This window comes from Dactylosporangium sp. CA-139114 (genome assembly GCF_050955725.1).
In the GTDB taxonomy this organism is placed as follows: domain Bacteria; phylum Actinomycetota; class Actinomycetes; order Mycobacteriales; family Micromonosporaceae; genus Dactylosporangium.
On the sequence record NZ_CP192080.1, the window covers coordinates 6,036,330 to 6,054,988 of the forward strand.

12 protein-coding genes are annotated in these 18,659 nt (G+C 74.6%); 7 read left to right on the plus strand and 5 right to left on the minus strand.

The annotated features are described in order from the left end of the window. Positions 1–101 precede the first annotated feature (101 nt). The 6 genes from ACQP2P_RS26680 to ACQP2P_RS26705 are packed head-to-tail and all read left to right on the plus strand — an operon-like array spanning position 102 to position 11,295. Positions 102–3,650 (plus strand): FtsW/RodA/SpoVE family cell cycle protein, encoded by a 3,549-nt coding sequence (locus ACQP2P_RS26680; RefSeq protein WP_433605194.1) that lies wholly within the window; start codon positions 102–104, stop codon positions 3,648–3,650. Positions 3,651–3,654: 4 nt separating this feature from the next. Further along, complete coding sequence (locus ACQP2P_RS26685) at positions 3,655–4,338, plus strand: hypothetical protein (RefSeq protein ID WP_433605196.1); 684 nt, start codon at positions 3,655–3,657, stop codon at positions 4,336–4,338. Beyond that, positions 4,335–5,759 (plus strand): hypothetical protein, encoded by a 1,425-nt coding sequence (locus ACQP2P_RS26690; RefSeq protein WP_433605198.1) that lies wholly within the window; start codon positions 4,335–4,337, stop codon positions 5,757–5,759. Before ACQP2P_RS26685 ends, ACQP2P_RS26690 begins: the two co-directional genes overlap by 4 nt. A gap of 22 nt (positions 5,760–5,781) precedes the next feature. After that, positions 5,782–6,057 carry a hypothetical protein gene (locus ACQP2P_RS26695; RefSeq protein WP_433605200.1) on the plus strand — a complete coding sequence of 92 codons (276 nt, stop codon included), beginning with the start codon at positions 5,782–5,784 and terminating at the stop codon, positions 6,055–6,057. A 49-nt stretch (positions 6,058–6,106) separates the two neighbouring features. Then, on the plus strand, positions 6,107–7,954 hold the full coding sequence (locus tag ACQP2P_RS26700) for a hypothetical protein (protein ID WP_433605202.1): 1,848 nt from the start codon (positions 6,107–6,109) through the stop codon (positions 7,952–7,954). Beyond that, the gene (locus ACQP2P_RS26705) at positions 7,951–11,295 is read left to right on the plus strand and encodes a hypothetical protein (RefSeq protein ID WP_433605203.1); all 3,345 of its coding nucleotides are present in this window, start codon (positions 7,951–7,953) and stop codon (positions 11,293–11,295) included. Before ACQP2P_RS26700 ends, ACQP2P_RS26705 begins: the two co-directional genes overlap by 4 nt. An 18-nt stretch (positions 11,296–11,313) precedes the next feature. Here ACQP2P_RS26705 and ACQP2P_RS26710 read toward each other — a convergent pair whose 3' ends face one another. Further along, entirely contained in the window at positions 11,314–12,774 is a 1,461-nt protein-coding gene (locus tag ACQP2P_RS26710; RefSeq protein WP_433605205.1) for a DUF4407 domain-containing protein, read from the minus strand. A gap of 252 nt (positions 12,775–13,026) precedes the next feature. Here ACQP2P_RS26710 and ACQP2P_RS26715 point away from each other — a divergent pair, with 252 nt between their 5' ends. Continuing rightward, complete coding sequence (locus tag ACQP2P_RS26715) at positions 13,027–13,473, plus strand: septum formation family protein (protein ID WP_433605207.1); 447 nt, start codon at positions 13,027–13,029, stop codon at positions 13,471–13,473. A 235-nt stretch (positions 13,474–13,708) separates the two neighbouring features. Here ACQP2P_RS26715 and ACQP2P_RS26720 read toward each other — a convergent pair whose 3' ends face one another. From ACQP2P_RS26720 to ACQP2P_RS26735, 4 genes are all read right to left on the minus strand, one after another. Then, on the minus strand, positions 13,709–14,629 hold the full coding sequence (locus tag ACQP2P_RS26720) for a hypothetical protein (RefSeq protein ID WP_433605209.1): 921 nt from the start codon (positions 14,627–14,629) through the stop codon (positions 13,709–13,711). Between the two features lie 432 nt (positions 14,630–15,061). Beyond that, positions 15,062–16,690 carry a helix-turn-helix domain-containing protein gene (locus tag ACQP2P_RS26725; protein WP_433605211.1) on the minus strand — a complete coding sequence of 543 codons (1,629 nt, stop codon included), beginning with the start codon at positions 16,688–16,690 and terminating at the stop codon, positions 15,062–15,064. Further along, positions 16,687–17,799 carry an o-succinylbenzoate synthase gene (gene menC, locus ACQP2P_RS26730; protein ID WP_433605213.1) on the minus strand — a complete coding sequence of 371 codons (1,113 nt, stop codon included), beginning with the start codon at positions 17,797–17,799 and terminating at the stop codon, positions 16,687–16,689. Before menC ends, ACQP2P_RS26725 begins: the two co-directional genes overlap by 4 nt. Further along, on the minus strand, positions 17,796–18,659 hold the full coding sequence (locus ACQP2P_RS26735) for a GNAT family N-acetyltransferase (protein WP_433605215.1): 864 nt from the start codon (positions 18,657–18,659) through the stop codon (positions 17,796–17,798). The genes menC and ACQP2P_RS26735 overlap by 4 nt, the downstream gene beginning before the upstream one ends.

The window sequence follows — 18,659 nt, forward strand, 5'->3', positions numbered from 1 at the left end:
GCGCAGCGAGACCGCCGAACAGCCGTCGAGGCCGCCCATCCTCCTTATGCCGCAACGGGTTCACGGAACCCAAGATGGGGCGACGGCTACACAGAAAGCGGATGATGGAGCTGACGTTGCACCTCGCGCCCGTCGTCGGGCCGGTCGTCGCGGTGTGGGCCGGGCTGGTGTGGGCCGTCGTGGTGGCGGCGCGGCTCCTGCTCGGACGCCGGGCCGCCCCGGTCGGGGCCGTGATGGCGCTCGTGGTGCCGTTCGGGCTCATCGCCGGCGGGTTCGCGGCCGGCGGGACGCACCCGTGGTGGGTCGTGCTGGTCTCCTGCGGGGTGCTCGGGCTGTGCGAACTTGCCCGGCGGCGGTTCGTGCTGGGGGCGGCGCCGGCCGGGGAGCGCCGGGCCGTCGCGGCCGCGCTGGCGGTGGTGGTCAGTGCGGGGGCGCTGCTCGAGTTCGGGGCGATGCTGGCGGTGCGTCTCGTCGTGCGCCCCGATCCCGCCGACACGTTCTTCGAGGGCCTCCGCTCGAGGCCGTTCTTCGACGGGGTGCGCGCGCTCGGGGTGCCGCTGCTGGGGGTGCTGGTGCTGCTCCTGGCGGCCCAGTGGGCCCGGCGGCTCGGGGCCGCGTGGCTGTGGCGGGGCTCGGCGGACGGGCGGCGGACGTGGCCGTGGGAGCACGGCTGGCGGCGGCCCCTGGTGCTCGGGTGGGCGGTGGCGGCCGTGCTGCTCGTGCTGTTCCTGTTGCCGGCGGCGGCCGGCGGCGACCGCCTCACGGTGCTGACGGTGGCGACGCCGGAGTACGCCAAGCTGCTCTTCCTGCTGACACTCTCGGTCGTCGTCGCGTTCGACAGCCACCGCTACGGCATCCCGGAGCGCGGGCTGCTGCGCCGGCTGCTGTGGCGGCGCTGGGTGTGGCTGCCGATCGGGCTGTTCGGGATCGTCGTGCTGGGCAGCATCGTGCGCAACGACTTCGGCGTGATCGTCTCGGCGCTCGCGGCCACCGCCGGGCTGACCTGGAGCGCGGGGCGGTTCGCGATGGAGCGGCGGCCGGACGCGACGCAGGGCAAGGCGTGGCGGCAGACCCGGCGGCGGGTCGGGCGCACGGCGTGGACGGTGCGGCCGTTCGCGGTGATCGGCCTGTTCCTGGTCCTGTTCGCGGGCGGCGCGGCGTGGCGGGGCACGGACTACGTCAGCGAGCGCGCCCGGGTGTGGGCGGATCCCTGGCAGTACCGCTGGGACTCGGGCTGCGTCACCGTGGACCCGACCCCGAGCGGCCCGCAGGCCCCGGGGCGGATCCAGGTCCAGGCGCAGGCCGCCACGGCGGGCAGCCCCGAGGCCATGAGCCCCTCCCCCGCGGCGCAGCGGCCGATGCCGCGGCCTCAGGCCAGCGAGGCCCCGCCGGGCTGGCTGCGTTGCCAGCAGGCCCAGAACGCCGACGCCGAGAGCCGCCGCTCCCAGCTCGCCCGGGCCCTCTCCGCCGTGACCGACGGCGGCCTGTGGGGCCGCGGCCTGCAGGACGTCTCGTCCTCGGTGGTCCCGGCCGGCTCCACCGACTTCGTCCTGGTCATCATCTGGCACAAGCTCGGCGCGGTCGCCGTCCTGGCCGCCGCCGCGCTCACCGCCCTGCTGGCGGCGGCCCTCCCCCGGGCGGCCCGGCTCCCCGGCGACGGGCGGGAGGAGCAGGCCGGCCGCGGACCGACCGCCGCCGAGCTGTTCGCAGCCGGGCTCAGCGCCATGATCATCGGCCAGTTCCTGTTCGTCCTGGCCGCCACGGTCAACGTCATTCCGCACTCCGGCGTCCCGGCCCCGCTGCTGTCCCGCGGCGGCCAGTCCAACCTCGCGCTGCTCGTCGCCATCGCCCTGGTGCTGGGATTCGGGGCGGCCGCCCGCACGGACGCCACGGCCGCACGGGAGCCCGACGCGCCGGCGCCGGACCGGCGGCGGCTCTTCGGCGTCGTCGCCCCGGTGGCATTCGCCGCGCTGATCATCCTGCTCACCACCCTGCTGCCGTACTGGGCCTGGAGCCCGGCCGGCGGCGGCGGCCCCGGAACCTACGCCGAGGGCCGCCCCGCCTGCCCGCCCCGCTCGCCCGAGCGCGACGCCCAGCTCACCCCACCCCCGGACCCGCGCACGTGCTCCACTGACGGCCTCGCCTACCGCCGCACCGTCGTCGAGATCCGCCTCGGCGGCCGGCGGGCGCTGCGCCAGTGGCGCCCCGACGGGATCTGGCGCGTCGTGCACGACCCCGCCCTCGGCGGCCTGACCGACCAGGACCTGGCCGGCCTGCTACGCATCGACGGCAGCCCGGCCGGCACGCTGGATCGCGCCTACCCCACGACCCTGTCCGGCTCGGCCGGCATCCGCCTGGTGGACCGGCTGGTGCCGCACGGTCCCGACGACGAGCGCGACCCCGCCGACGGCGGTCTCGCCCTCACCCTCGACGCCGGCCTGCAGCACGAGGTCGCCGCGGCGCTGCGGGCGGGCTCCAGCCCGCTGCCGGCCGGCGCCGTCGTCATCGACGCCGCGACCGGCCGCGTCCTGGCCGGCGTCAGCGTCCCCGCCGCCCCTCGGCCGGCCGGCCGCGACGCCGACGAGGACCGCGCGACGATCGTCGGCTATCAGCAGGCGTACCCCGACTACGCCCCGATCGCCGCCGATGGCTCCCTCGACGGGAGCCGCCCCGACCCGCGCTGCCGCCGCCACGAGCCGAGCGACGAGTGCTGGCGCTGGTCGATCCGCCCCCAGGCGCGGGCGGTGACCGAGGCCGGCGCGACCGAGCTGCGGCACTACGTCGGCGACGACCCGGCGGTGGCGCTGCCCGACCCGGCCGTCGACCGTGCGCTCGGCCGAGGCTACGAGCTCGGCCCGCTGCTGCGCCTCGTCGTCGCCGCGGCCTACCTCAACCAGCCGGGCCACGCCGCGACGGACCCGCTGCCGGCCCCGGCGCCGCGCACCGAGTCCGGCAGCACCGCCGCGGCCGGCCCCTCCAGCCCCGCCGGCTGCGTCCCGGACGCCGACGGGCGGGTGCCGCTGGACCGGGCCCTGGCGGCCGGCTGCGACGGCACGTTCGCCGCGCTCGCGGCCACACTGGGCTGGTCGCAGATCGCCGCCCAGGCCGAGCGGTTCGGGTTCACGCTCACGGGCAACTGCGGGGCCGCCGGGGCCTGGCTCACCTGGCCGCTGCCCGGCAGCGCCGGCACCTGCCTGCCCCGCGACTCGCGCGGCGACGACGTCGCCCGGCGTACCGATGCCGTCGCCACCCCGCTCGGCGTCGCCACCATGATCGCGGCGATCGCCAACCACGGCGGACGGGTCCAGCCGGCGCTCGTCACCGCCGCCGCCTCTCCGGTCACGGGGGTCACCCTCGACGCTCCCCCCGCCCAGGCGGGCACCGCGCTGCCGGCGGGCGCCGCGGACCAGCTCGCGGCCGCCCTGCGCGGGCCCGGGCCCGGCGACGAGTGGCACACCACCGCCACCTACGTCCAGCCCGCGCCGCATCCGGACCAGTACGCCGACCGGTACGTCTGGCTCGCCGGGTCGGTCACCACCGCGCGCTACGGGCGCGTCGCGTTCGCCGTGGTCGTGGAGTGCCGCAGCGAGAGCGCAGGCACCGACCAGGCATCGCACGTCCTCGACACCATTCGCCGAATCGGAGGCTGACCCCGTGCACCCGGACGCGCCGGACTTCGAGACCAAGGTGCTCGCCGCCTTCCTGCAGACCCTGCAGCGGTACTGCGAGCAGCTGCGCGGCACGCCCACCGCCGCCCGCGACGGGCTGAGTCTGGCCAGCTCGATCGTCACCGCGCGCCCGGTTCCGCAGCTGCGCGGTCGCATCAGGCGCGAGGCCGAGCGGGTACTCGGCCGGGAGCTGCCCGGCGCCCGCCTGGAGCGCACGTTCTTCGCGCTCGACCCGCGCATGTCCGAGCCCTGGTACGCCATCGGCATCGACCACCGGCTGCCAGCCCCGACGGCCGACGACGAGCCCGAGGGCCCGGTGCTGATCCTGACCCTCGCGTTCAGCGGGCCGCTGCGCTGGGCCTACCCGCTGGTCATCGCCGACGCCTGGCAGGCGATCCGGCGCGGGCCGCCCTCGGCCGACCTGCGGCAGGAGATCTCACTGCCCGACCACGTCAACGCGGTGCCGGCCGGCCCGCTGCTGCGGCTGCGATACCGGCCCGGCGTCGTCGAGGTGTGCCGCACCGACCTCAAGCCGCACTATGCGGTCGCCGTCGACGAGTACCTGCTGGCCCCCGGAAACCGTGTGGCCCTGGCCGGCCACGGCCGGATCCGGTTCACCAACGGCACCGCGCAGAGCGAACTGCGCTACGTCCTCATGGAGCGACAGTGAACGGCACCCCTGACGGCGAGCCGCCCCTCGTGATCCGGCTCAACGGGCCCGGCTGGCACGCCGAGCTCGTCGTGCAGCGGCCCGACCCGGTGCCGGGCAAGCCGGCCGAGTTCGAGGTGCCGCTGTCGCAGGGCCGCAGTGCCCAGCGGCACCACCTCGTCGCCCAGGTCTGGTACACCTCGGCGCGCAACCTGCTGGGCACCGGCTGGGACGACTGGTTCGTCAAGATCTACCGCTGCCGGGACAGTGGCGAGGCCGAGCTGCTGCGCCGCCACCTCGGCCAGCAGGCCGGGCGCATCCAGCTGGCCAACGCGCAGCTGCCGGGAGCGGCCCGCATCCAGGTCGACCCGCCGTGGGCCGCCGTGCCCGTGCACATCGTGCGCTGCGACGGCCTGCAGCAGAACATCGGCCCGGTCCGCACCGAGCTGGCCGCGTCCGCGGAGGACATCGCCAACCGGGTGCGCCAGGCCCTGCCGCCGTGGGTGACCGGAGACCCGCCGCAGCCGGAGCGGTACCTGCTGGCGATCTCCCCCAAGATGGCCAAGCTGAACTGGGACGGCTTCCACCCGTGGCCGGCCACCGAGCACCTGCGCGACTTCGAGCGCATGGCGATCGGCTTGGACACGCTGCACCGCCTCGGCACCGTGCACTGCGACATCAAGCCCGACAACGTGTGCCAGTACAACATCCACGACGTCTCCGGGTACGTGCTCATCGACACCGACTCGGTCTGCCAGGTCGACCCGCCACCGTTCATGGTCCGCCCGACGCCGCCGTACCACCACCGTGCCCTGGCGGAATGGTTCGCGGACCCGAAGGTGAACAAGTACGGCGTCGACGCGGATGTGCTGCGCGCCCACGACCGGTTCGGCTTCGCGGTCGTGGTGCTCACCGCGCTCGCCGGCAAGGAGTGGGTCGACCGGGTCCTGCTGCGCAGCCCGGTGACGCCGAACATGGAGGGCGTGCGCGGCGACGCCCGCACCGCCGACGACCGCGATGCGGTGGTGACGGCGCTGCGGCAGCTGTGGCCGGACACCGACCGGCATCAGTGGGCGCCGCTCATCGAGGCCCTCGCCGAGCCGTTCGGGCGGGCCGTCGAGTCGCCGAAGTGGTCAGCGCAGGAGTGGCTCGGCCGGGTCCTCGAGGCCGAGGGCACCTGCGTGGTCGGTCAGACGCCGAAGCGGCCGTTCGAGCGCAGCGACCCGGCGCCGTACCGCGACCAGCTCGACAGCATCTGGGAGCGGGTCAACCGCGGCCCGGCCCGGCGGCAGGACCTGGCCCGGCGGGGCTACGAGGCGGTTGAGCACGCGGGACTGAGCGCGGCCCGGCGCAGCGCGACCCGCGCGGCCACGCTCGCGGCGTTCGTCGCGGTGCCGGTCGGGGTGCTCGTGTACACACTGCTCAACGCCCTCGGGCTGTGACATGGTGGAGAGGAGTCCGGCCTTGGCCGAGGTACAGCGATGGTGGCGCCTGCGCTGGCGGGTCGTGCAGGCCTGCGGGCCGGCGGAGAAGTTCGCGGCGATCGAGTCGCGCTTCGCGGGCTGGCTCGACGAGGGCCGGCACGCCACGCCTGCGGTCATCGACGACGTCGAGCCCTACCTGGCGCGGTACCTGCACGACGCGGGAAGCGCGGGCCGGCGCTGGGGCCGCACGCTCGGTTTCGTCGGCGGCAGCGTGGTCGGCGTGCTCGCAGGCCTGCTGCTGGCGGTGTTCACGTGAGGCCCGGTCCGATCGTCGGGCCGGCGCTTGCGAACGCGGCGGTGACGGGGTGACCGGGCGGACCCGGCGGGCCGCGGGCCTGGACCAGCGGGCCGCGTATGAGCAGTTCGGCGGTCGGTGCCCGGTGTGCGGGGCGCCGCTGGGCGACACCGTGCCGGTCGACGCGAGAAGCGGCCGGTTCCTGTCGCCGCCGTGCTTCCAGCTGGACATCGGCCCGTCGGACGCGTCGGACCATTACGCCTGGCGTCTGACCGTCATCGGCATCAACTACCCGCCGGCCACCTCGACCGCGCCCCGGTTCGTCGAACACGAGGTGGAGTACGTCTACGTCATCTGCGGCGACGGGCACATCTTCCCCCGGTCCGCGCCGGGGTTGCACCACAACAGCCCGGCCGCCGACGCCAGCCGCCGCGTCGACCGCTGGAACATGGTCGCCGCCGTCGGCGCCCTGGCCAGCGGCAAGACCTATCTGCTCATCCGCATGCTGAGCCAGGAGCTGGCGAACACCCGCAACATCTGGCCGGAGAACAACAGCAGCCGGGTCCGGCGCCATCAGCTCAACCCGCTGGAGCAGGTGCCGCTGGATCTGCGCTCAGCGGAGTACAGCCGCACCGTCTCCGAACTGCGCCCGATGCAGCCCACGTCCGCGGAGGAGACGCGGCCGGCGGCGCTGCTGGAGACGCTGCTGCCCGACGTGCTCGAGGCCGTCCGGGAGACGATCCGGCTGACGGTCGTCGACGGCGAGCAGCGCGCCGAGCGGTGGGGCATGGGCTTCCGCCAGCCGCTGGTCATCCGCACCACGAGCGGCACCCGGGTCACCTGGACCGGCATCGCCGATCTGCCGGGCGAGCTGTTCACTCCCGACATCGGGCCGCGCGACCACGCGATGACACCGGGCCGGACGAGGGAGCGCGCGATGCTGCGCTCGTTCGACGCGCTGATCTGGGTGATCGACCCGGCGGTCTCCGCCGCCGCGCTGGACAAACTCGCCAGCGACCCGCAGCAGAGCGGCCGGGACGAGTACGACCGCATCCTCGACGGCAGCCTGCGCCCGGGCACCACCCGCGTCGACAGCCGCAACCGGGTCCGGGCCGGCCGCGAGCAGACCCAGTTCGAGATCGGCCGCACGCTCACCCTGCGGGACAGCTCGTACGTCTCCGAGCACGGCCGCCCGCTGGAGATGCTCGTCGCCGTGTCCAAGTGCGATCTCATCCACGCGGCGCTGCGCAAGCAGCGGCCGCTGGACGGGCTCGGCGAGCCCGGGCTCGTGCAGTACGGCGTCGCGGCCTACCTGGCCTCGGTCGCGCGGCGCTGGGCGGCCATGGACCTGGTGGCCGACGAGCAGTCCCGGCAGCTGCTGCACTACCTGCTGCCGTCCGCGACCGTCCAGCCCGACGTGCGCGACCGGCGGGTCATGCAGGTCGCCGACGGGCTGCTGAAGCACTACTCGAACGAGGACGCGTTCTGGCAACTGGTGCACGGCGGCGCGCGTGACACGGTCAGGATTCCAGGCAGCGGCGACATGGCCCTGTCCGGGGTGCGCATCGACGTGCTGTCCATCGGCGAGCACCAGGACCAGTCCACCCAGCCGGGGGCGGGCGAGCGGATGCTGATCCGCGACCTCGTCATGTCCGCCGTCGGCTGCGGCGTCGCCTACGGCCTCGGCCACGACGCGGCACTGCACCATCTCTTCATGCTCGAGAACCAGCGAATTCGCTTCTTCCTGTGCTCGCCGCTGGCGACCGTGCCGGTGTCGCGGGCCGAGCGGATCGCGGGCGATGCGGCGGTGTACCACCTCGAGCCGCTCGAGCCCGACGAGCGCTTCCCGCGCATGGGCGACCGGTCCGCGGCCCTGATCCAGCTGCTCCTCGCGTCGCTGCGCAAGGCGCGGGCATGACGGCGGCGCGGGAGTTCTTCGCCGCGTCCCTGCAGTGGGAGCAGCGCGGCGGCCTGTTCGCGGCCCGCAACGACGCCGGCACGGCCGAGTACCGCGCGTTCCGGCAGGCCGCCGAGGCCGGGCTGTTCCGGCGCGGGGTGGTCCGGGCCGACGTGATGCTCGACCCGGGCGTGCCGGCGTGGACCCTGGTGCACCTCAACGTCGAGCCCTTCGGCGCCATGTGGTGCTTCGTCGAGCAGGGCCGCGACGGCGTATTCGGACCCGGCGGCGGCTGCCGGGCCTCGTTCGTCAAGCTCAGCCGCCATCACCCGGTGGATGTGTGGCGCGCCGGGCGCGACCTGGCCTGGACGCGCTCCGCGAGCCGGCCGGTCGATCTGCCGCTGGCCCGCGACATCCTCGCCGGGGTCGCCGCCGAACGCGACCGGATCGCGCTGCCGCCGTCCGCCGGCGACAACGCCGCGCTGATCGAGGCCGTGCTCGGCGTCCTGCCCTGGCGGGTCACGTCGAGCTGGCTGTGGTCCACCCATCTGTACGGCACCGCCGACCGCTACGTCGCCGGCCGTGCCCCGGACGACGGCGGGCTGCCCGCCCCGGCCCGGCCCACGCCGGAGATCGAGGCCGCCTTCGAGCGCTTGGCCGCGCAGCTCGGCGGGGTCACCGAGGACGTCGACCGGCTGGTGCGCGCCAGCCGCGCCGAGCACCTCGCTGACTTCCTGGCCGCCCTGCCCGCGCTGCCCGCGCAGGGCCCCCGCCCCGGGCCACGGCCGTCCCCGCAGGCCGCGCGCACCGACCGGGTGGCTGCCCGCGCGTCGGTGCCGACCGCCCGTGCCGTGGCGCCGCCCGGCCGCCCGGTTTCCCCCGCGCCGGCCGCCGCCACGGACCCCTCCGCCGACCGCCCGCAACGCCCCCGGCCCGCCGGACCCGCCACCCGCGACGCGACCGCCTCCGAGTCGCCGTCGGAGGTCACCCAGGCCATCGAGCCGCCGGGCGCCCGGACCGGCTCGCGCTCGGCCGTGGCACGCAACCTCGTCTGGGTCGCGTGGGCCGACACCGGCAACGGCTTCGAGCGCCTCGGCGACGAGGCCCCGCACCCGGGGCTGCGCCGGTTCTGGGCCGCCGCGCAGTCGCTGCTGGACAGCGAAAAGGTGCCCAACGGCGTCGACACCACGCTGCGCCATCCACTGTGGACGCTGCGCGCGGTGCCCGTCGAGGGCCTCGGCGATCAGTGGTGCTTCGTCGAACGCGGCCGCGGCAACCGCGTCGGCGCCGACGGCCAGGCGGAGAAGGAGCGCCAGTTCGGCATGGCGGGCGGCTGCCGCTTCGGTTTCGCCCCGTTCGAGGTCCCGCCGGCCGAGGTCTGGCGCGCCGGCGTCGCCGCGGCGTGGACCGTGGTCCCCGAGTGGGACAAGGGCTTCCGGGTGTTCTCCGACACCATCGCCCAGATCCTGGCGGGCATCGGCGACGAGCAGGCCCGGCTGTTCGTGCCCCGGCCCCCGGCCGAGAACGCCCAGGTCATTGAGCGCGTCCTGACGGCGCTGCCGAGCGCGATCGCCGCGCGCTGGGTGTGGTCGACGTGCCTGTTCCGACCGGCCGACATGTTCGTGGCGGGCGGCGCGCCGAGGGACATCTACAGCGCCGACCCGATCGCCCGCCTGGCCGCCCAGGTGGCCGCCAAGAGTCTGCCGGACTCGGCCGACCGGCTGCTCGCCGGTCTGCGCCGGGAGCAGAGGCGGGCGTTCGAGCGGCTCGTGCAGCTGGCCGTCGACCTCAAACCCGGGTCGGCGTTCGAGGAGCTCCGCCGGCGCAGCAAGGCCGCGGACCTCGCGGCGTTCCTGGACGAGATGGTCGCCAGCCTGCCGTTGGAGGCACCGTCGCCCGAGGACGTGCCGCGGGTGATGGCCACCGCCGAGGGCCGGGCCAACCTCCACGCGCACGCCCCCGGTGCGGTGGTCGAGTTCGCGGCGGAGGCGCCCGCTGACGCGCGGCGGTACCTGTCGGCCGATCCCGGCTCCACGGTGGCGCAGGAGCTGGTCGAGGGCCTCCTCCATCGGCAGCGCACGCACCCGGCCGAGAACGTGTTCGAGGTGCCGACCGGGCGGCAGACCACCTCGTTCGGCCGGATCGCGCCGGACCTCGTCCGCGAGTACCTGCCGGAGAAGCGCGACCGGGTCACCCTGATGCTGACCATGACCGGCGCGGGCGGCGTCCTGCACGACCCGCGCAACCTCGCCGGCGCGGAGCCGTTCGTCGCGGCGCTGGAGCTGCCGTGGGAGGACCACCCGAACTTCTACCCGGCGCGCATCCTGCGGGAGGTCGCCGGGGCGCCCAACGTGTCCGCGGAGGCCGAGGAGGGCGTCCTTCGCTCGACCGACCCGGAAGGGCTGCTGACGGCCGCGGTCACCGGCATGCGGCGGCCGCTGACGGCGGAGGCGGCCCGGTGGTTCATGATCGTGATGGACCGGGCGACGAGAGCCGACCGCGGCGACGGGGCCGAGCTGCCACGGCTGGCCCGGCGCGTCCTCGAGAGCCAGAAGGGGGACCGGACTCAGTGGTGGGCCGAGGTCAACCTGGGCTTCCCCTTCGGGCAGTTCAACGACGTCTTCCGCTCTCGGGTCCTGTCGGCCGGCGTCAGCGCGCTGTACGAGCTCAACGGCCACCGGCCGTTGGTCAGCAACGCCCTGGCCGAACTCGTCGAGCAGGTCGGCCTGGTCGGCATCGAGGTGCCGGTGCTACCGGAGCCGCCGCCACGCGAGCGGCGGGACTGGTTCGCCCCGCTGCGCGAGTGGTCGCAGCGCCGGCGTCAACGCCGCCGGGCCGGCGCGGGCATGCTGCGGCGGAGGGCTCTGGTCGTGGTGCTCATGGTGGTGGTGATCGTGGTGGTGGTGATCGGCCTCGCGTTCAACGGCCCCGCCTCGCGACACCTGCCGGCGGCTCCGGCGTCGGCGTCCGCCACACCGTCACCCGTCGGCTCACCCGTCGCGGAGCCGGGCTCGGAGGCCTCCACGAGCGCCTCGCCGGCCCGGCCGTCGCCCCCGGCCGGCGTCATCTCCAGCGATTCCTTCCAGGTCCGATGGGAAACGGCGAACAACACCAACGCGGCGGTCGACAGCATTTTTGCCAAGATCAACGATCTGAAGCTGCGGCCGGGCAAGCTCGCCGGCATCCAGCTCGACTGCTACGCCGACCGGGAGCTCACCGCCAAGAGCTGCCTCGAGCAGGTCAGCGGTGCGCTGCCGAAGCGGCACGCCGAACTCAAGGGTGTGCCCGTCACGGGCGACGCGCACTGGGACGATCGGGAGAAGTTCGGCTACATCGACGTCGTGCTCAGCATCACCAAGTAGCTCGCCCGGCAGCACGGCTCAGCGGTCGTAGGTCCAGCGCTCGGTGAGCTGGTCCTCGCCGCCGTCCTCCTTGCGGTCGCCGCCGGGCCGGCGCAGCGGGGTGGTGCGCTGCTCGGCGGCAGGCCACGGCTGGTAGCGGCCCGTCGGTCGCGCCTGGCGCGGCGGGAACCAGCGGCTGATCCAGCCGCCGGTGGTCGCCTCGCCGCCCATGTCGGCGCCCGGGAAGCCGGGGGCGGAGTCGAGGGTGTCGAGACGGTCGATGCGCTCGCGGAGCAGCTCTTCCTCGCGCTCCTGCCGCTTGTCGGCCGCGTACTTGGCGAGGTTCTGCCGCCGCGCCAGTTCCTGCTCGGCGGCAAAGACGTCGGCCTGTTCGGACTTCTCCAGGATGGTGTCGTACGCGGTCGGCGGGGCCAGGTTGATGAGGAACTTGACCACGACGGGCAGCACCTCGATCGTCGTGATGAACAGCAGCAGCATGAGGTAGGCGCCCTGCAGGGTCGCGTTCTTGCCGGTGAGCTCGCTGAGCGCGTCGAGCTGGGCGAGCAGGCCGGTGTCGTTGGCGGTGTCCCGTTTGAACTGGTCCTCTTCCGACTGCCGCAGCTTCTGCAGCCGGTCGAGCTCGGCCTGGTCCTTCCTGACCTCCTCGGAGGCGGTGGCGCGCTGCTGGCCGGCGTCCTTGGCCTGCTGGTCGGCGGCGTTCTTGCGGGCCTGCTCGAGCTGGCCGCCGACCGTGTCGCGCTGGCGCTTGAGGTCGTCGGCGACGGCCTTCTTCTGCTGATAGGCCGGGCCACCGCCGAAGCTCTTGCTGCCGCAGGTCCCGTCGAACTCGCACGTCGCCTCGGCCTGCGCGGCCTGGTACCGCTTGTCCAGGTCGTCGTACTTCGCCTGGAGGTCCTTGACGGTCGGGTCGGCGTCGGTAGCGGCGCTGCGGCCGTCGGCGGTCGCCTGGTTCGTCGCGATGCGCTGCTGCAGCGCCGGGATGTCCTTGAACCGTGCGTCATTGAGCAGGCTCTGCTGGTGCGCGTCGAGCTTGCGCTGGTGGATGGTATTGAGCTGGGCCTCGATCTCAGGCCGGAACAGCCACAGCACCAGCGGCGTGGAGATCACCGCGCCGATGACGAGCGCCATGAGGATGCGGGGCAGCGCGGTGAGCAGGTTCTGCCACCACTTCGGTCGCCGCTGGGTCGCCGTCACCAGCCAGCGGTCGAGGTTCATGATGGCCAGGCCCCACAGCAGGCCGATCGGGATCGCCGCGTAGAGCGGGGCGCGCGCGCCCTTGCTCAGCGCGAACGACGCCGACACGCAGGCGAGCACCGCGGTGGTGAGCACGATCCCGCCCACGCCGACGAACTTGCGCCGTTCCCGCGGGGCCTGCGCGAGGGTGTCCATGTCGGCCCCGGAGAGCCACAGCAGCAGACTGCGCCGCCGGCGGCGCTGCCGCGTGCCCGTCCTGCCGCTCCTGCCGTCGCGCACACTCACTGCCGGACCCCCTGGGCCGAAGTAGCTGGACACGAGCCACCTCGGCGCCTGTCGGCAACCCCCGGCATCGGCCCGCACACGCACCGTACCGTCGCCGCAATTGCTTGTGCATCAGCCGATTGACGGCCCGCCGGACGCGTTCGTCCCATCGATTCTGGGTGCCTGACGTCGGGCGGCAACATCGCGTACGCCGACAAGGCCGACCCGGTCGCCAAGGAGGTCGGCTGCGACACGCCACACAAGCTCGAGGTGGTGGGCACCGGCCGGTTCCTCGACGGCTCGCAGGTCCCCGGCTGGGGCAGCGGGGCGCTGCGCGCCACGTACGCCGAGTGCGGCAATGCCGCCACCGCGTACCTGGGCGCCGACTGGCACAACGGCTGGCTCTTCCTGCACATCGGCCGCCCCGCCAGTGCCGACCGGGCCGCCGGTGCCCACGGCTACGTGTGCGGCATCGCGGAGTTCGAGCGCACCGACTGGTCCGCTCCCTCCCTCGCGCGCACCGGCACCCTGAAGGGCGACCTGGCCGCCGCAGGCCCCGGGCAAGGTCGCCCAGCGCTGTGCGGCGCTGATCGGCCGGGACTCCGACCCGCAGGGCTTCTACGACGGCGCCAGCCAGAAGCGGGCCGACTGCGCGACCCTGCACGACGCCGAGTACGCCGGCTCCATCGAGCAGCCGGACGGGGTGTACCCGGCGTATGAGTCGCAGCAGGCCTTCCTGGGCAAGCAGTGCGACACCCTGGTCGCGAGCCTGCTCGGGCTGACACCGCAGGCCCTGAGCAAGCGCCGCGACGTGCGCGGCCTGTTCACGGACCTCGACGACCAGTCGGAGTGGCAGACACCGTTGCATGACTTCGATGCTCCGCCGCCTCGCGCTGGCGTCCGCGGCTACTCGACGTTCATCTCGCAGGCCTGCGGCGATAGCCCCAGGCCGGTGTCAGGTGGTGCGTCGTCCCCGCTCCTTCCACCAGGCCGCATACGTGCCGTCCCACGGGAGCGGGTCCCGTCGCGGGCCGTCGGAGCGGTACGTGCGCCGGGTGGGGAAGACCGTGACGCCCATGTCCGCCTCGGACTCCCGCGACGCGAGCCGCACCTCGTCGAACGAGCCGTCCACCGACACGATCGGCCGGCCGCTCATGACGACGTGGATGTGGTCGAAGATGCCGTGCTCGAACGAGTCGAACACGGTGATCGTCATGAAGCAGGCGCCCAGCGGGTTGGGCGGGTCGGGCTTCTCGCGGGCCTCCGCCCACTCCGCGATCGTGTGGCCCGCGCCCCACTCGAACTGGGCTACCTCTCCCGGGCGCAGGAGCCGCTCCCGTCTCGCGGCGGTCTCCTCCACGAACTGCGCATCGTCGTCGAGCCGCACCCGTGCGGTGGTCGCGCCCTCGTTGATCAGCACGCCGCGGGTCTGGAACCACAAGAGCCCCTTGCGCTCCCCGTTGCGCGCGAAGATCTGCGCCGGCGAGGCCGCCTCGGACTGCGCCAGGCAACGATGGTCGAGCAGCCGCAACTCGCCCTCATAGGGCATCCGATCGCGCGTCGCGTCGATCAGCGGGGGCCATTTCGGCACCTCGAGCAGCGCGACGACGAGGGGAGCCCGCTCGTCGGTCCGGGCGCGTGCCGCCTCCGCGACCATCGCCGTGGAGGCTTTCAGCATCTCCTGGGCCAGGCCTACCTGCTCTTCGGCGGCCTTGGCCTGCGCCGCGTTGATCTCGACCTGCTGTTGCAGCTCCGGCAGCTGCTTGGCCGCGGTCCGGGCCGCGGCACGCCCCGAGCGAGCGGCCGAGGCGGCGGCGACGGCAGCGGCCACCGCGCCGACGGCCGAGACGATCTGGATCCACTCGGCCGCTGTCACATGACCGATGCCGTCTGCCAGCGCATCCCAGAAACCACGCACGGCCAGGGCCCACCTTCACGAGAGACTCACCTTGTGGCCGGATCGGCGCGGGGCTGGGCCGCTCACCGGTTGAGGTGCGATCTTCCCCGCACGGGAACGGATAAGCGCTTTTGGCGCCACGGGACCATCTCCCCGGCACACGCCTCGGTGCTGCGCTTCGAGCCGGATCGCATGGCGCTCACCGTCGCCTCGGCACCCGGTCCGCACCGTGTTCGCCGCCACTGCCGGCCGCGACGGCGAGGACGGCAGCGGCCGGGCCGGGGACGCGGGTGCGCATCGTGGTGCGGTTCATGGTGGGTCAGCCTCCGTGATGTCGCGGCGGCGCAGCGCCAGATAGCCGATGACGAGGCACGCGATCGTCCGGGCGGCACCGTTTCGGAGCCTGGGCCGTCACGTCGGCTGCTCGCCCAGGCCGAGCCGCAGCTGCAGCATCGCCTCGAAGCGGTCGTCGGGGTCGGCCAGGTCGATGCCCGACACCTCGGCGATCCGCTTGAGACGGTAGCGGAAGGTGTTGGGGTGCACGTGGACCGCCGCGGCGGCGGCGGGGACGTCGCCGAAGCTGTCCAGCCACGCCGCCAGGGTCTCGGTGAACGCGGTCTGGTGGCGGGCGTCGTGCGCGCGCAGGCGTACCACCGCGACGTCCGGAACGCCCTCCTCGGCGGCGATGCGATCGGAGAGGTCCTCCAGCAGGGAGGCGACGTAGACCTCGGGGAGCCGCGCGACCCGTGGCCGGGAGTGCCCCCGGGCGAGCACCCGCAGCACGCGGTCGCCGTCGGCGCGCGAGCGGCGCAGGTCCGTCGGGCGCTCGGCCACCCGGCCGATGCCGATCAGGGCCGGCACCCGGGTGCCGATGCGGCCGAGGAACTCCTCGGCGATGCGCTGGGCCCGCGCCTCGGACGTGGTCGGCAGGACGGCGTAGATGACGCCGCCGAGGCCCGCGACGGCGGTGCGCGGGTGGATCGCGCTGAGGTGCAGGGCCAGCGCCCCGGCGAGCAGGTCGCCCGCGGCCACCCGGTCGGGCGTGACGGCCGGGGCGGGGTCGCGGGGCGGCGGGTTCGCGTCGACGGCCAGCACGGCCAGCACGCACGCGGGCTCGCCGGTCAGCCCGAGCCGGGCGGCGGCCCGGGACGCGCCCGCGCCGCCCTCCAGCACCGTCGCCAGCAGGTCCGCCCGCAGCCGGCGCTCGGCGTCCGCGCTGCTGCGCCGGCGCAGCAGTTGCAGGGCGGCGAGCTTGGCCGACTCGCGCAGCGCCCGGTCCTGGACCTCGGACAGCGGCCCGTCGACCACGACCCAGATCGAGCCGAGGATCTCCCCGCCGGCGCGGACCGCGATCGCCGCCCGGGGCTTGCCCGCGATGCCGTCGATGTAGATGGGGCCGTCGGTGCGGTACAAATTCTGGAAGTCGCCGCGTTGCTCGAGCGCGCGCAGCTTCTCGGCGGGGACCTGCCGGTCGAGGATGGTCGCGATGCGGGCCTCGTCGCCCTCCTCCTGCCGGCTGGAGAAGGCCAGGACGCGGCCGCCGCGGTCCTCGACCGTGACGGGGCCGCCGACGAGGCCGGCCGCGGCGTTCGCCATCGCGAACAGGTCTCCCGACAGCGGGTCGTCGCCGCCGGGCTCGCCGGGGCGCCCGACCGTGCCGACCTCGTCGGTGGCGAGCAGGGCGCGCAGCAGGGCCGCGACCTGGGCCCAGGACGCGCCCGGGGTCAGCCCGAGCACGGGCAGGTCGTGGCGGGCCGCGGCCTCGGCGACCGGGCCCTCCGCGGCGACCGGCGAGCGGACCACCAGCGCGGCCGCGCCGATCGCCCGGGCGTGGCCGATGAGGGCGGCGACGGGTTCGGCGCCGTAGACGCCCACGCCGAGCACGACGGCGCCGGGCAGCCGCGCCGACTCGTCGCCGGGGTCGTGGATGAGCACCCCGGTGACCGGCCGGTCGGGGTCCGCGCGCCCGGCCACCAGCTCGACCAGTGTCGAGCCGAGGTCGGTGAGGATCCGTCCCAGCACGGCCCGTGGGGATGTCATGATCGTACGGTAATCCACTCCTTCGTCACCGTGACGCTCTCCAGCCGCTCGGGGATCGGCTCGCGGCCGAGCCCCGGCTCCCGCGGGACGTCGAGGTGCCCGTCGGCGAGCACGAACGGCTCGGTGATGTCGGTGGCGTAGTAGCGATCCGACGCGGACGTGTCGCCGGGCAGCGTGAAGCCGGGCAGCGCCGCCAGGGCCACGTTCGCCGCGCGCCCGAGGCCGGTCTCCAGCATGCCGCCGCACCAGACCGGCACGCCGTGGGCGACGCACACGTCGTGCACGCGCCGGGCCTCCAGGTAGCCGCCGACCCGGCTGGGCTTGATGTTCACCACGGAGCAGGCCCCCAGCGCGATCGCGTCCGCCGCCGAGCGCGCGGAGACGATCGACTCGTCGAGGCAGATCGGCGTGCGCACGATCTCGGCCAGCTTCGCGTGGCCGCGGATGTCCTCCTCGTCCAGCGGCTGCTCGATCAGCAGCAGCCCGAAGGGGTCCAGCCGGGCCAGGTGGTGCGCGTCGGCGACCCGGTACGCCGTGTTGGCGTCCACCTGCAGCAGCACCTCGTCGCCGAAGCGCTCCCGCACGGCCCGCACCGGCTCGATGTCCCATCCCGGCTCGATCTTGAGCTTGATCCGGACGTAGCCCTCGGCGAGGTAGCCGCCGACGGCGTCCAGCAGCCGCGGGATCGAGTCCATGATGCCGACCGAGACGCCGGCGGCGACCCGCTCCCGGGTCGCGCCGAGCCACGTCGCGAAGGAGATGCCGTGCGCGCGGAGCCAGGCGTCCAGCACGGCGGTCTCCAGCGCCGCCTTCGCCATCCGGTGCCCCTTGACCGGCTCGAGCGCGGGCGCGACCCGCCACGGGTCGAGCTGCGCCACCTCGGCCAGCGCGGGGATCAGGTAGTCGCGCAGCACGTCGGCGACGGCTTTCGTGTACTCCGAGGAGTACAGCGGCGCGGCCATCGCCCCGCACTCGCCCCAGCCCTCGCCGTCGTCCGTCACCGCGCGGACCAGGACGATCTCGCGCGCGTGCTGGGTGCCGAACGAGGTCCGGAACGGTGCCACGAGCGGCACCGCGATCTGCCGGAGCTCGACGCCGGTCAGTCTCATCGCCTCTGCTGCCCTTCGATCACGTACCGGCCGTCGCGGGTGAAGCCGGCGACGGTGTGCCCGGTGTCCATCAGCCCGCCGAGCACCTCGCGGGTCGCGGCTCGCCACCGGCCCGCGGCGGCCGGGTCGGCGCGGCGCAGCCGTTCGATGTCGTCCGGCACGGCGACCAGCACGCGGTGGCCGTCGACGCGGCCGCGGACCGGGCCGCCGTCGGGGCCGACGCTGAGGCCGGCCACCGCCCCGCCCACCGGCGGCGGGGCGACGCCCGGGGGCCGGGTGAGGTCCCAGTGCACGAGCAGCCGGTCGGTCTCGGTGCCGGCGTTGATCTCGTCGTGCATGGCGCCGTAGAAGTTCGCCAGGTAGCGCGTGGGCACCGCGCCGAGCTTGGTCAGGTTGAAGTAGGCGTTGCGGCTGACCAGCGGGTCGAACGTCCAGCTGATCAGGCCGATGCCGCGGCGCAGCGCCCAGGCCCGCTGGTGCAGCTTGAGGGCGAGCCCGGCGTGGCGGCCGCGCAGCGTGGTGTCGATGCCGGCGATGTGCGAGTGGAGGCCGTCGGCCGCCAGGAAGCCCACGCAGGCCCCGGCCAGCCTGCCGTCGGCGAAGACCCCCGCCACGTAGCTGCCGGAGTGCGACAGCCCCTTGAGCAGCTTCAGGGTGATCAGCGGGTCGCCGGGGTCGGGCCGCCAGATGTGGTCCAGCAGCGCGCAGGCCTCGGTCATCTGCTCGATCGTGGCGAGCTCGGCGACGGTGATGCCGGCGGCGTCCGCGGTCGCCTGGGCCAGCGCCGTGGCCTTGATGAGGTGCTCGGCGCCGGCGGTGGGCGGGGTCGCCGTGGCGACGTCGGGGTGGTGATCTGTCAT

Bases quoted from the DNA above. Each gene is read 5' to 3' on its own strand.
- ACQP2P_RS26680 (WP_433605194.1), top strand. From the start codon at position 102: ATGATGGAGCTGACGTTGCACCTCGCGCCCGTCGTCGGGCCGGTCGTC.
- ACQP2P_RS26705 (WP_433605203.1), top strand. From the start codon at position 7,951: ATGACGGCGGCGCGGGAGTTCTTCGCCGCGTCCCTGCAGTGGGAGCAG.
- ACQP2P_RS26725 (WP_433605211.1), bottom strand. From the start codon at position 16,690: ATGACATCCCCACGGGCCGTGCTGGGACGGATCCTCACCGACCTCGGC.
- menC (WP_433605213.1), bottom strand. From the start codon at position 17,799: ATGAGACTGACCGGCGTCGAGCTCCGGCAGATCGCGGTGCCGCTCGTG.
- ACQP2P_RS26735 (WP_433605215.1), bottom strand. From the start codon at position 18,659: ATGACAGATCACCACCCCGACGTCGCCACGGCGACCCCGCCCACCGCC.